The sequence below is a fragment of the Streptomyces sp. NBC_00212 genome (assembly GCF_045206365.1).
In the GTDB taxonomy this organism is placed as follows: domain Bacteria; phylum Actinomycetota; class Actinomycetes; order Streptomycetales; family Streptomycetaceae; genus Streptomyces.
Genome location: NZ_CP108115.1, coordinates 223,146 through 235,795, shown reverse-complemented (window position 1 = coordinate 235,795; position 12,650 = coordinate 223,146). Strand labels below are relative to the sequence as shown.

Below are 12,650 nucleotides of genomic sequence, written 5' to 3'. Positions count from 1 at the left end.
GCCCGTGCTCACCGCAGTGAATGACGACGCCTCGACACGAGACGGCTCCCTGATCGACGAGATCGTTCGCGAGGGCGCCCGCCGGATGCTGGCCGCCGCACTGGAAGCCGAAGTCAACCAGTACATAGCCGAGTTGGCTGCCGAGACCGACGAGCGGGGACGGCGCCTGGTGGTTCGCAACGGCCATCACCGGCCCCGGACCGTGGTCACCGCGGCAGGCCCGGTCGAGGTCACCGCTCCGCGGGTGAACGACCGCCGAGTGGACGAAGCCACCGACGAGCGCGAGCGGTTCTCCTCCAAGATCCTGCCGCCCTGGTGCCGGAAGACCCCGAAGATCTCCGAGGTGCTGCCGCTGCTCTACCTGCACGGGCTCTCCTCCGGGGACTTCGTGCCCGCGCTGGAGCAGTTCCTTGGCTCGGCGGCCGGACTGTCGCCGGCCACGGTCACCCGGCTGACGAAGCAATGGAGCGACGACCACGCCGCCTTCCAGGACCGCGACCTGTCCGACCGAGACTACGTCTACGTCTGGGCGGACGGGGTGCACCCCAAGGTCCGGCTCAGCCAGGCGCACTCGTGCGTCCTGGTCCTGCTCGGCGTCCGCCTGGACGGCACCAAGGAGCTGATCGCCCTGGCCGAGGGCCTGCGTGAGTCCACCGAGTCCTGGGCCGACCTGCTGCGCGACTGCCGACGACGCGGCATGCACGACCCTGAACTGGTCGTCGGCGACGGCGCGATGGACATGTGGAAGGCACTGGCCGAGGTGTTCCCCGCCGCCCGGCATCAGCGGTGCTGGGTTCACAAGGCCCGCAACGTCTCGAACGCCCTGCCGAAATCAGCGCAGCCGGGCGCGACGAAGGCGATGCAGGAGATCTACAACGCCGAGGACCGCGCGCACGCCGAGAAGGCGATCGAGGCGTTCGCGAAGACCTACGGCACCAAGTGGCCCAAGGCCGTCGCGAAGATCACCGACGACGCAGAGGAGCTTCTGACGTTCTATGACTTCCCGGCCGAGCACTGGATCCATCTGCGGACCACGAACCCGATCGAGTCGACGTTCTCCACCGTGAAGCTGCGGACCAAGGTCACCCGCGGCGCCGGCAGCCCGGCCGCCGCGCTCGCGATGGTGTTCAAGCTGGTGGAGTCGGCGCAGGCTCGCTGGCGCGCGATCACCGGCTCCCACCTGGTGCCCCTGGTCCGCACGGGAGCCCGCTTCGAACGTGGCCGACTCGTGGAGCGAAAGGAACTGGCAGCCTGACGACCACGCGCCCTACCTGGGCGCCGTAGTCCGGACCGAGGCCCCTTCGAGCGTGAGGAGGTCACCGCGGCCGGATGCGCACTCAAAGTCCGTTGAGTGTCGACCCTGGCCGAGCACCCCGCTGCCGGAACTCCCATCGCCCTGCCGCCGTGGCCGCGTGACCAGGAAGTCCAGTCACTACGCTCTCATCACATGAATAGCCCTTACCCGCCCTACGAACCTTACGACCGCGGGATGCTCGACACCGGGGACGGAAACCGCATCTACTGGGACGTCTCCGGGAACCCCGACGGCAAGCCCGCCGTGAACCTGCACGGCGGACCGGGCGCAGGCGGCGGCGCCAGCCCGATCAGCACCTGGGATCCGGAGCGCTACCGCGTCATCCGGTTCGATCAGCGCAACTGCGGTCGCAGCACGCCACATGCCGCCGATCCGGCCGCCGACATGAGCCTCAACACGACCGAGCACCTGCTGTCCGATATGGAGCTGCTGCGCGAGCACCTGGACGTCGACCGGTGGCTGGTCAAGGGCGGCTCCTGGGGCGCGACGCTAGCCCTGGCCTACGCCCAGCGCCACCCGGAGCGCGTCACGGAGATGATCCTGATCAGCATGATGACGTCCCGACGCTCGGAACTCGACTGGCTGTACCGGGGCGCCGGACGATTCGCCCCCGAGGCCTGGCAGCGGTTCCGCGACGGCGTCCCGGTGGCGGACCGCGAAGGCGACCTGCTGTCCGCTTACGCGCGGCTGATGGAGAACCCGGATCCCGAGGTCCGGTCGAAAGCTGCGGCCGACTGGATGGCCTGGGAGGACACGGTCCTCACCGTCGAGCAGGACGGCACCGCGACCGACCACGGCAACCGGGCATCAGCCACGCAGCAGGCGTTCGTACGGATCTGCGCGCACTACTTCAGCAACGCGGCATGGCTGGAGGAAGGCGTCCTGATCCAGGAAGCCGGGCGGCTGGCCGGGATCCCCGGCGTCATCATCCAGGGCCGTCAGGACCTGGGTTGCCCGCCGATCACAGCCTGGGAACTGGCGCAGGCCTGGCCGGACGCGCGCTTGGTCATCGTCGAGGACGCCGGACACACCGGCAGCTCGACCATGCAGGCCGAGATCCGGAAGGCAATCGAGCAGTTCGCGGGCCGGAACTGACCCGAGCCACAGCCCCAGAACGCACCTTCGGTTTCACTCATCCACATGATTTGACAATTACTCCGGTCGCGAGGAGGGCCAGCAGTTCCTCGGAGAGCGCGTAGTCGACGTCTCCGGAGCCGGAGGCGGCGAGCAGGCGGCGGTGGGCAAGGTCAAGGCTTGGATCGACGTAGAGGGCTTGGACGGCCGGTGCCTGGGTGTCTCCGGCGAGGGAGCGCCACAGTTTTGGTGTCACGCTGATCGACGTGCACACGTCGCCGCCGGCGGGATGGGCGAAGCTCTCCTCCTCGCCCGGTGCGCCCATGTAGGCCAGGGTCGTGTCGATGTGGGCCGGGGCGCCTGCGGCTTTCCGGTGGAACCGTCCGCGGCGCACGAGCACCACGCGGTAGTCGGTGCGTACTTCCGGCGCCGACCAGCGGGTGTGGTCGGAACGGCAGGTCACCGCGCTGATGCTGAAGTCGGGGCGGCTGGCGACGGGAATGGCTGTGAGCATCCTTTGCACGTTACGCGCGAGGTCTGACAGCCGCGCCCGGCTGCAAGGATCTTCAAGACCGGGGCGCGCTGCCGGGAGGACGCTTGCGGCGTGCGATGGGTTCCCCGCTCCTCCCCTCGTATGCCGTTGCGTTCACTTCCACTATCGATTTTCAGGAGTCATCGGCATGTCTGTTCTGAAGCAGCTCAGCACGGTCGTCGTGAACTGCGCAGACCCGGCAGCGCTCGCCGCGTTCTACCACAAGGCCACCGGCTGGGAGATCATCCACAGCGACCAGGACTCCGTCTCCCTGGGCAGCGGCCCCTCCATCCAGCTCGCCCTCGTCCGCGTCGACGGCCATGAGGCGCCGGGCTGGCCCGACGGCACGACGTACATGCACCTCGACTTCACCGTCTCCAATCTGGACGCCGCGGCCGAGGAACTGCTCAACCTGGGTGCCTCCCGGCCCGGCTGCCAGCCGGGCGAGGGCCAGTGGATCGTCCTCACCGACCCAGAGGGGCACCCGTTCTGCCTCACCGCTGCCCCGGCCGGCGACTGACCGCTCCACTCCGAGAAGGGACAGACCCATGGCATCCATCCACCGTGAAGCGCTGATCGAGGACACCCCTGACCACGTGTGGGCGGCGATCCGCGACTTCGGTGAGGTCCACCACCGCCTCGCACCGGGGTACGTCACCGACACCCGTGTCGACAACGACGTCAGGACAGTCACTTTCGCCAACGGCGCCGTGGTGCGCGAACTCATCGTCGACATCGACGATGAGACCCGGCGCATCGCCTACGCGGTGGTCGGCGGCTCCCTGGAGCCCACGCACCACCACGCCTCCATGCAGGTGCTCGCCGGAGAGGGGAACCGGAGCCGCTTCGTCTGGATCATCGATGTGACGCCGGAAAACCTCGGTGCGCCCATCGCCGAGATGGTCGATCAGGGACTCCGCGTCATCAAGGCAACCCTGGACCGCGAGGCCACCGCGATCGATTGAGGACGACGCGGGGCCGGACAAGCGTGCAGCCCGGACCGCAGAGCTCCCGGGCTGCACGCTGGCGCAAGTAGCGGACGAAATAGCCCATGTCACGCCTCCGGTCCGGCACAGGCCCTCCACCAGCGCGGTGAACACGCCGGCGTCCCTCCAGATGCGAAAGCGTCCGTTGACCGTCGGCCACGGGCCGAACTCAGCGGGCATCTCCCGCCACTGGGCACTGGGCACTGGGCACTGGGTACTGGGTACTGGAGTGGAACCGCCAGATCACCCCCCTCGAACTGGTCCCGCAGACGCTCGGGAAACGGGCCGTACTCGCCTGTCGGCAGGAAATGCTCGATCAATTTCCCACGCGTCGGTGAGTTGACTGCGCCTCACACCGGAGTCCTACCAGGTTCCATTCCCACACGGGGACGGCACCCGACAATGATCACGACCTCACACAATCCCTAGCCCGCGCCATCATCTGCTTGAGACGACTACGCGCCGCAATCTGAAACGATCAGTTAAGCCGTCTGGTTCTGTCCGTCTGCACGGGCAGTTCTCTTTGCCCGCGACGGTGCCCGTGCATCTCTGGCTCTGCGGGCGTGGCGAGGTAAGGGTGGATGGAGTTCGAGGGATCGCGAGATACGCCCCCTACCTGAGAGGATGGAGGATCACGAGATGCGGGCACACGACAGGCCGTCCGGGCCCGGCGCGGAGCGCCCACGGCCGGTCCACCGCACGGCACCCGCCCGCCCGCTCCAGCACCGTGCCGCGCTGCACCCCGCCGAGGCCGCAGCCCTCCAGCGGGTGGCGGGCAACATGGCGGTGGTGCGCGCGATCCAGCGGACGGCGACCGCCCAGCGGGCGGAGACGGTGGCGCCCGAAGACCCCGGCTACCCGCAGAAGCGGAAGCGGAAGATCCTGGGCAAGGACCAGAATCTGACCACCGACAACGAGTTCTTCGTGAGCCAACAGGAGCGCGACGGCAGCTACTTCGAGAACCCGGCAGAGCTCACGCCGAATCTGGTACGGGCGGGCAGCGTGCCGCTGCGTATCTCCAGCGCACACGATCTGGCGATCGAGGACGGCGTGAACGAGCCCAAGGTGTTCTTCGCGACGAGTACGCGTATCGACGAGGCCAATGCGAAGCTGAAGGGCGCCGTCAGGCTGGTCAAGACCTCCAAGTACCTTCTCCTGACCGGCGATCAGGGCGAGCGCAAGCTGTACCGGGTGGAGCCGAAGGTCCAGAAGAAGGGCCAGCAGGGCCAGGAGGTCCAGCAGGGTCTCGACGTCCGGACGCCGCAACGGTGCAACGAGATGGCGGCGTTCGTGAGCGGCGCCTTCAACCCGGCCACGCCAGGCATCGAGAAGTGGCACAAGGGACTCGCCCAGCTCATTGACCGCATCGACGGCAGCTCCCTGGCGACCGGCTATACGGCGGCCGCGGCTGCGGGCCCGGATGCGTATCTCGCGTACGGAGCCAACCTCAGCGCCCGCTTCCAGGCACTGGTGCAGGAGAACCCGGCGGCGGTGGACCAGACCCTGGGCGCCCTGGGCATGAGCGAGTTCATGCCCACGCCGAACCCGGGGGACATTCTGGTCACGGTCGGCTACGGCGATGCGACGCAGGAGGATCAGCGGAAGCAGAACCGGGCGGCTGGCAACGACAACACCTTCGAGTACCACTTCGGGACGGCGATCGCGTCGAGCGGCAAGGACTACGTCACCATGGAGAACTACGCCCGACGAGACCCTGATGTGGGTCTGAGCACCGGATCCAGCGGTGATCCGCTCTTCTTCTTCCGGATGTATGTCGCCGCACCGGGCACCGACTCCTGGCACGCGCGCCAGGTCGCGACGGACGGCTTCATCGGCGCGATCATCTCGGCGAACCTCTCGGGGTGAGGGGGCTGCTACGTGAGCAAAGCGCCGCTGCTTGGCGTTCCGGCACTCTGAGTGGCCTTCGGCTCCAGGGACCCGTTGGCGCGCGCCGCCCTGGTCGGTTCGTCGACAGCCCGGGGCGGCGGCCGGCCTCGATGCGCCAGGCGCTGCGGTGGGCAGCTGTGGGGCTCGCTGCAGCGGTGGCCTTGTGGGTGATGCTGCAGATCATGCTGCGCCTTGCGGGTCTGACCTCTCTCCTCTTCCGAGGATCCGCGGGATATTCAGGTTCTGACCGATAGCCGCCGAACCGCTCGGGGCTGCGGGATCCGCGTCCCGAGGTGAGGGTCGTGCCGGCGGGTTCTGTGCTGGGTAGGGTCCCGGAAGCAACAGAGAGCGGGGCCTGGCATCGTCGACAACCTGGTGTCCGTGTGTGATGTCTGCCTAGGCGGGGTGCCCGATGGTGAGGGTGTTCTCGAAGTGGATACCGCGAAGGCGGACCGGGCGCTGCGTGTCTGGCAGGTGAAGGCCGACGTGGACCCGCATGCTCTGTTCCGCCTGGCGCCCGGGGCACGCCCGGTGAAGTGGGCGGTCCGTCACCACGGCTGCGGCGCGGGCCCGGTGTTCACCTACACCATCGCGGTCGAGCTGGTGCGCTCCTGGACCGGGCTGTTGGAGTGGAACGTGCACCTCGCCGACAAGCCGGATTGGTTCGACCTGCTGGACCGGGCACTGCGCCCGCGCCGCGCGGCGGGTAGTGGCATCCTGCCCCGCATCCCCAGGGACTTGGGCGGCGGCCCGGTCGGCGACACCTGAGGATGCCGGCTGTCGGAGGCGGCGATGCTGTTCGTCAACCGTTGCGGTGCCCTTGCCGGGGCACCGCAGGCTGCTCCTTCGGTAAGTGGTGGTGGGTGGGGTGGGTCATCGTCGTCGTACCGCGCTGATCCGGGCGGGCAGGGCCATGGCGGCGAAGACGAGCATCCCGCGGGTCACCTGGAGCGGTTCGCGGACGGACGGGTACGGGATCCACAGGACGACCACCATCGCCATCAGCTGGAGGTAGGCGAGAGCGCCGAGGGCGAGCGCGATGTTCCTCCACCGGGAGGCCGGCCAGGGCGCCGGCGGTGCGGCCGGGGGCTGGGCGGGACCGCCGGCGGGAGCGGCCGGCGCGGGGGGAGTGGGGTTGGCGAGCACGGAGATCCTTCGGGACAGGGCGTGCGGGAGCACACCGACAGGGGCGGAGCCTTACGGGTCGCGCGGTTGGTGTCGCGGGGCCGGACGTGGACGAACGCGTCTGTCCGATCCCGAGCAGCAGGATGTAAGGAGGCAGGGGCTAGCCACGCAAGGGGAGTTGAGGAGTGGGGCCGGAGTGAGCATGGCCGATGCACGAGCCTCATTCGATAGCTGCGACCTGCGACTTTCCGCGAGGACCGGTTCTCCTGGCGGCTTGCAGCCCTTGAAGGGATGCGCGCGGTGCGGCGATGCACATGCCGACGTGAACCTGGCCCGGGCATCGGCCCGGGGCCCACGGATCCGCGCGAGGCGCACGAGAGACCGCGCTGCTGCCTCCGGGCGCGGACGTGAGTGTCGGTGCCGGAGGCCACGACGGATCACGTGTTCGCCTGTGGTGGCGGGCCGGGACGTGAAGAACGGAGTCCAGGTGAAGAACTACAAGCTGGTATGGCTAGAGCAGGGCAGCCGCAAAGTGTGATCGTCGACGGCTCCTACTCGCTGGGCGCGGCCGAGGACCGGGAGAAGGAACTCAAGGCCAAGGGCGCCGCGGTGCGCATCGTGGGGGTGCCGGTCGGTGGGCAGGTGCCCGAGGCTGTGCTGGAGGAGATGCGGGCCGGGGGCTCATCGGCGGCAGCCTGACGGGCTTCTATCGGTGGATGATGGCGCATGGGTTGTCGCCGGGGGCCTTGTTGAAGGCGATGCACAGGCGTGTTCCGGCAGGGAAGGTATGTCCGCCCTTCCACGCCCAGCTGACGGTCGAGGTCTTGGTCAGGCCCCAGCTGCGGCGGGTGGCGTTCTTCCAGCCGGTGACGTTGTGCGGGGTCGGTCCTGCGGCGAAGGCGTACAAGTGGGCGCGGGCGCCGGTGTCGTGGCCGGCCATGTATCCGTCGACGCTGTCGACGCGCGGGCCGGATCTCTGGACGTGGATGCCGACTCTGCCGTTTTCGACGGTGGCGTTGGCGTGTGCGGGGGCGGGGCACAGGGCCAGCGCGGCGGCCGCGAGGACGGCGGGCAGGGTCTTTCTCATGCCGTGGTCAACCCGCTCGCGGGGGAAAGGTCAACGGCCGTGGTGAGCTGGGGCAGATGGGCCGCGTAGCTGGGCCGACAGGGCGTTGGCCCCTGGTGCAGCGATGGCTCGCGAAGGGCGCTCGGGACTGGCCACGGGGTATGACGTGGCCGGCGCCCGGTGTCGAGGCGGCTGCGCGAGCTGAGCCCGGGCTGCGGACGTACGACGGCAGCTGATGGCGGGAGCCCGCCGGCCCGTGTGCGGTGCGGGTCAGGTGTGGTGCCGTTGGTCGCGGTAGTGGCGGGCCTTGGGGGCGCGCCGGGTGCCAGGTTCGGGGGGCGGGCCGCCGGGGCCTGCGGGGGCGGAGAAGCCTCCGGCGACGGGCCGGATCGCGTGCTTTGCTTCGGCGGTCGGGTTTGTCCCGCTGGGGGTGGTGCGGGCGATGATCTGGGTGTGGGGGGTGCGTGCGGCGCAGGCGGCGCAGACCTCGGACAGGGTCCAGACCTGGCCGATGGACGGGTCGTGACGCAGGATCAGCACGGTCTGTCCCGCACAGGACACTGGGCTGGGTTCATGGGCGGCGCACTCGTGGGCGCGGCAGGCGCAGGCGGCATGCGGACGGGTGCCGGTGGCGCGGGCATGGGCGGCGGCGTGAGCCGCGGCGAACGCGCGGAGCCTGGCGAGGTCCGGCGAGCGTGGAGGCATGCGACAAGCCGCGGTGCTGCAGGTAAGCGTCGCGGTGTGGTCGGCGTGGCCTGCCAGTCGGATGGTCCAGGTCCGTCCCGGCATCCGGCCCGTGGTGGGGTGTGGATTGATGGTGGTCAAGGGCAGTCAGCCATTCGCTCGGGGGAGTAGGCAACGCCGTCCGCAGCGCTTCAGTAAGCGTGGTCGTGGGGTGAGGGATGGTTCGTGGCGCCCGTTCAAGCACCAGAGGCTGGCCACGTCATCCCCGTCAGGATCACACATGGCGTCGGCTGTGCGGAATCACCAGCGGGGATATCTCATGACCGCCCGCGGGACGACTCCTATGAGCCCGATACGCCGCTTCGTCTCCGCGGCCGCCTCCCTCGCCCTGGCCACGGCCGGCCTCGCCGTCGGCACCGGTATGGCTCACGCCGCCGCCCACGCTGCCCCCGCCACCGCGGCTTCCGGGGCGTGCTCGCAGTCCTACATGCCGCTGCCGGACCCGGCCTGTCAGCCCGGCGCAGACAACCCGGACGTCACCCAGGACACCATCGCCTCCACGATCTGCGTGTCCGGGTGGACCAGCATGGGCTCCGGCAAGAATTTCGGATGCCGTTGGCGAACTGGCGCAGTACTTCGCGGAGTGCGGCCACGAGGTGGTGGCCGCACGGCCACTCTCGCCGCCTTCGACATGGAATGAGATCTCGAACGCTGTCTGAGGAGCTTCTTCATGTTGTACAGCAGCCCGGCCCGGTCACCGGTGCTCCGGGGTCCACACGGCTGCGGAGCACCGGGCGACCTGGCGGTTACCATTCCCCGTCGGACAGCCGAAATGAGCGGGGGAATGGTCGTACATGAGCAGGGAAGAGCAGGCGGTCTCGGGGATGGGGCTTTCCTACCGACTGACAGTAGAAGACTTCAAGGAGGCTCTCCGCGCCCGTGCGAGGGCCTCGGCCGCTGCCCGTCGTCAGCGCGTCATCATGCTCGTGTGCGGCTCGGTGGCCCTGGCAAGCGGGATCATGGCGCTGGCGACCGGCGGCAGCCTCCCCATACCGATGATGGTGGGGATCGCCGTGTTCGGTGTGCTCATGGTCGCCATGCCCTACCTCCAGGCCCGCCAGTTCCACAAGCCCACCGCGAACCACGGCGAGTACCGGGCGACCATCGCGGACACCGGTTTCACCATCGGGCATCAACAGGCCGCCACCACGCTGGCCCGGCAGGCAGCACCCCGATACGTCGAGACACCGCACCTGTTCGTGTTGCTGAGCACGGACAAGAACGCGTCCTGCCTCACCGTCCTGCCCAAGCGAGGCACCAGCGACCTGGACACACTGCGGGCAGAGCTCGACCGGCATACAGCGCGCGTCTGACCCATCCCTGACACGCACCGACCCAAAAACACCAGCCCCGCCAAGACCAGGCAGGCCGACTGCGCGGAGACACAGGCCGGGAGGCGTTTGCTCTCCTTGAGCCCGTGGCGGTGTCTACGCTGGGCAGCACGGACCCGGGGTCCTGAACGCCCTGTTGTGGGGAGGTGGTTGTGGTTGTGCCGCTGGATGGTGAGGACGGTCATCGCCCGGAGTGTCCGCCGAAGCCCCCCCGCCATGAAGCCGGTGGAGCCGCCCCGCCCGCGGAGGGCGAGACGCTGGGTTCCGCGTTGGTGCGGCCGCGTCCGGCGGCTCGTATTGCGAACCGACGGCGGTGAACTGGACGCTGGAGAACGCCCCTTGGTCACCCGCGAAGGCGGCCCGGTAGGTGACTGCCAAACTGGGGGAGTGGGGCCACCGGCTGGACGCCGGCCGGGAAGCGAGCATCGCCACGGTGACGGCTCTGTTGGCCCGGGCCGCGCTCACCGACGGCGGTCGGCGTATCAGCCTGCACCTGGCCGACCAGGACCACCAGGCTCTCATCCTCATCCTGTCCCACCAGGCTGGCCACGCCCCACTCTCACCAGCTCTCCCCGGAGGTCAACCCAACGCTGATCCAGACTTCTTCAGGGGCAAGTGGCTCGAGCGGATTGCGGCCTCGATGTGGGCGAGTTGGGCAGCGAGGATGTCCTCGAATGCGGCGCGGCGGTCCACCCCGAGGGGGCGGACGTCGCGGGCGAAGTGGGCCAGGGCCGGGAAGCGTTCGGGGTCGGCGCCCAGAACCGCCACGCGAAACAGCTCCATGCCCTGTTCGTGCTCTTCCGGGGTGACCGCGCTGACCCCTGCCTCGGAAGCGATCAATGCGGCGATGAGGACCGCGATCCGGTGGTAGCGCACCGGGATCTCCTCGTCGGGCAGTCCCGACGCGCGCAGCGCCTCTAGCGCTTCTTCCATGACCAGCCGGGAACCGGTGCCGCCTGACGCGTAGCGTCCCCAGACCGCGGCGAGCTGGGGCTGCTGCCCGAAGGCCTCTCTCACGCGCAGGGCCAGGGACGTGATGCGGTGCTTCCAGTCGCCCTCGGCGCGGTAGCCGTCCATCGCGGCCAGGAGAATCCGGTCGGCGACCGCGCGCAGCAGTTCGGTCTTGCTGCGGAAGTGCCGGTAGAGGCTGGAGGAATCGGTCCCGAGGGCCGCGGCCAGCTTGCGCACGCTGAACGAATCCGCGTCGCTCGTGCGCAGCAGTTCCGCTGCCGCATCCAGGATCTCTTCGGTTGACCAACGCCTTCGGCCTGCCATCTTGCTCCTCTCGCCGGATCTCAGCCTAGCCTATGCACTTGCTGTTGCACGCACTGCGTGCATAATGAGGACGTGAGCATGCCGGGGGGGCCGGCATGCCACTCGTGCCCTGTTATCCGGGGTCGGGCGGCCGATGCGGAGCTCACCCCGGGGAACGCGAAAGGACGCATGACGTGAAGAACCCACTGGATTCCGTGGCGCTGAACGCCGCCATCGAAAACGTCCACCGCGCCGGGATGCCGGGCCTGTTCGCCGAGGTGCGTGACGGTGACCAGGTCTGGCGCGGTGCCGCCGGTGTCGCCGATGTCGCCACCGGCCGTCCCGTCACCGCCGGCATGCGGCATCGTGTCGGCAGCATCACCAAGACCTTCACCGCCGCCGCGGTCCTGCAGCAGGCTGAGAGCGGTCAGATCCCTCTTGATACGCCGATCGGCCGGTACCTTCCGGGGCTGGTTCCCGGAGAACGCGGTGACGCGATCACGGTCCTGATGCTGATCAACCACACCAGCGGCCTCGCCGAGTACCTCCCGTACGCCTACCCCTCCCTCAAGGCGCTCCCCAATCTCGCGGAGACCGGGCCCCAGAGCCTGGACGACAACCGGTTCACCCGGTTCCACCGCACCGAACTGATCGAGATGGGGGTGACCGCCCCTGCCGTCGGCGCCCCGGGCGGCACTCCGGGGCTGTATTCCAACACCAACTACCTGCTCCTGGCCGAACTCCTGGAACAGGTGACCGGCACTACCGCCGAGCGGTACATCACCGAGAACGTCATCGAACGCGCCGGGCTCCGGGACACCGAACTCCCCGCCGGACCATACATCGACGGGCCGCACTCGCAGCTCTACGAGGCGTGGTTCGGCATGATCGACCCGCCGCGCGACTACAGCGTCTACGACATGTCATGGGTGGGGCCGGCAGCCTCGCTGATATCGACCGTCGCGGACCTCAACCGCTTCTACGCCATGCTGCTGGCCGGGGAGATCGTCAGCCCGTCGTCGCTGGCGCAGATGCAACGCACTGTCCCGGTCGTCTCCCAAGAGGGAAAGACGATCGACTACGGCCTCGGCCTGTACCCGATGGAGGGTCCCGGGCAGGGCACCTTCTGGGGCCATGGTGGCACGGTCTGGGGTGCTGGAGCGCTGGCCATGACCCGTGCCGACGGCAAGCGGCAGATGGCGGTCGCTGTGAACCTGCAGAGGTGGAACAGGCTCGACTCCTCCGGCAAGCCGCAGCCCCATCCCATCGACGACGCGCTTGCGACTCTGTACCGCGTGGCGATGCACGGCTGACCGGGCTGGATGCACCGCCGCCC

Annotated in this window: 15 protein-coding genes and 1 pseudogene; 10 read left to right on the top strand and 6 right to left on the bottom strand. The window is 69.0% G+C overall.

Annotated features, from left to right (window positions below; genetic code table 11):
* Window positions 1–4: 4 nt before the first annotated feature.
* Both OHA17_RS01335 and pip read left to right on the top strand, forming a co-directional pair.
* The gene (locus OHA17_RS01335; RefSeq protein WP_406503225.1) at window positions 5–1,255 is read left to right on the top strand and encodes an IS256 family transposase; all 1,251 of its coding nucleotides are present in this window, start codon (window positions 5–7) and stop codon (window positions 1,253–1,255) included.
* Window positions 1,256–1,447: 192 nt separating this feature from the next.
* Window positions 1,448–2,410, top strand: coding sequence for a prolyl aminopeptidase (gene pip / locus OHA17_RS01330; protein WP_406503223.1), 963 nt, complete (start codon window positions 1,448–1,450; stop codon window positions 2,408–2,410).
* 37 nt (window positions 2,411–2,447) lie between these two features.
* Here the strand turns inward: pip and OHA17_RS01325 are convergent, their stop codons facing one another.
* A complete protein-coding gene (locus OHA17_RS01325; protein ID WP_406503221.1) occupies window positions 2,448–2,903 on the bottom strand; it encodes a hypothetical protein in 456 nt (151 codons plus the stop codon).
* Between the two features lie 166 nt (window positions 2,904–3,069).
* Here OHA17_RS01325 and OHA17_RS01320 point away from each other — a divergent pair, with 166 nt between their 5' ends.
* Together OHA17_RS01320 and OHA17_RS01315 are read left to right on the top strand one after the other, a co-directional pair.
* Window positions 3,070–3,441: a VOC family protein gene (locus tag OHA17_RS01320; RefSeq protein ID WP_406503219.1), complete on the top strand. Its 372-nt coding sequence runs from the start codon at window positions 3,070–3,072 to the stop codon at window positions 3,439–3,441.
* Window positions 3,442–3,469: 28 nt separating this feature from the next.
* A complete protein-coding gene (locus tag OHA17_RS01315) occupies window positions 3,470–3,886 on the top strand; it encodes an SRPBCC family protein (protein WP_406503217.1) in 417 nt (138 codons plus the stop codon).
* A 96-nt stretch (window positions 3,887–3,982) separates the two neighbouring features.
* On the opposite strand, the pseudogene OHA17_RS01310 reads toward OHA17_RS01315, so the two are convergent.
* A pseudogene (locus OHA17_RS01310) lies at window positions 3,983–4,261 on the bottom strand (transposase); the annotation flags it as partial.
* 285 nt (window positions 4,262–4,546) lie between these two features.
* Here OHA17_RS01310 and OHA17_RS01305 point away from each other — a divergent pair.
* Window positions 4,547–5,773 (top strand): hypothetical protein, encoded by a 1,227-nt coding sequence (locus OHA17_RS01305; RefSeq protein WP_406503215.1) that lies wholly within the window; start codon window positions 4,547–4,549, stop codon window positions 5,771–5,773.
* A 453-nt stretch (window positions 5,774–6,226) separates the two neighbouring features.
* A complete protein-coding gene (locus OHA17_RS01300; protein WP_406503213.1) occupies window positions 6,227–6,562 on the top strand; it encodes a hypothetical protein in 336 nt (111 codons plus the stop codon).
* Window positions 6,563–6,667: 105 nt separating this feature from the next.
* Here the strand turns inward: OHA17_RS01300 and OHA17_RS01295 are convergent, their stop codons facing one another.
* Window positions 6,668–6,940: a hypothetical protein gene (locus OHA17_RS01295; RefSeq protein ID WP_406503211.1), complete on the bottom strand. Its 273-nt coding sequence runs from the start codon at window positions 6,938–6,940 to the stop codon at window positions 6,668–6,670.
* Window positions 6,941–7,426: 486 nt separating this feature from the next.
* Between OHA17_RS01295 and OHA17_RS01290 the strand changes: the two genes are divergently transcribed.
* The gene (locus OHA17_RS01290; RefSeq protein ID WP_406503209.1) at window positions 7,427–7,618 is read left to right on the top strand and encodes a hypothetical protein; all 192 of its coding nucleotides are present in this window, start codon (window positions 7,427–7,429) and stop codon (window positions 7,616–7,618) included.
* Between the two features lie 7 nt (window positions 7,619–7,625).
* Here OHA17_RS01290 and OHA17_RS01285 read toward each other — a convergent pair whose 3' ends face one another.
* Window positions 7,626–8,006 carry a hypothetical protein gene (locus tag OHA17_RS01285; protein WP_406503207.1) on the bottom strand — a complete coding sequence of 127 codons (381 nt, stop codon included), beginning with the start codon at window positions 8,004–8,006 and terminating at the stop codon, window positions 7,626–7,628.
* 249 nt (window positions 8,007–8,255) lie between these two features.
* On the bottom strand, window positions 8,256–8,690 hold the full coding sequence (locus tag OHA17_RS01280; RefSeq protein WP_406503205.1) for a hypothetical protein: 435 nt from the start codon (window positions 8,688–8,690) through the stop codon (window positions 8,256–8,258).
* A gap of 322 nt (window positions 8,691–9,012) precedes the next feature.
* Here OHA17_RS01280 and OHA17_RS01275 point away from each other — a divergent pair, with 322 nt between their 5' ends.
* Window positions 9,013–9,369 carry a hypothetical protein gene (locus OHA17_RS01275; protein ID WP_406503203.1) on the top strand — a complete coding sequence of 119 codons (357 nt, stop codon included), beginning with the start codon at window positions 9,013–9,015 and terminating at the stop codon, window positions 9,367–9,369.
* 154 nt (window positions 9,370–9,523) lie between these two features.
* Window positions 9,524–10,042 carry a YcxB family protein gene (locus OHA17_RS01270; protein ID WP_406503201.1) on the top strand — a complete coding sequence of 173 codons (519 nt, stop codon included), beginning with the start codon at window positions 9,524–9,526 and terminating at the stop codon, window positions 10,040–10,042.
* Between the two features lie 597 nt (window positions 10,043–10,639).
* Here the strand turns inward: OHA17_RS01270 and OHA17_RS01265 are convergent.
* On the bottom strand, window positions 10,640–11,335 hold the full coding sequence (locus OHA17_RS01265) for a TetR/AcrR family transcriptional regulator (RefSeq protein ID WP_406503199.1): 696 nt from the start codon (window positions 11,333–11,335) through the stop codon (window positions 10,640–10,642).
* Window positions 11,336–11,508: 173 nt separating this feature from the next.
* Between OHA17_RS01265 and OHA17_RS01260 the strand changes: the two genes are divergently transcribed.
* Window positions 11,509–12,627: a serine hydrolase domain-containing protein gene (locus tag OHA17_RS01260; RefSeq protein WP_406503197.1), complete on the top strand. Its 1,119-nt coding sequence runs from the start codon at window positions 11,509–11,511 to the stop codon at window positions 12,625–12,627.
* Window positions 12,628–12,650 lie beyond the last annotated feature (23 nt).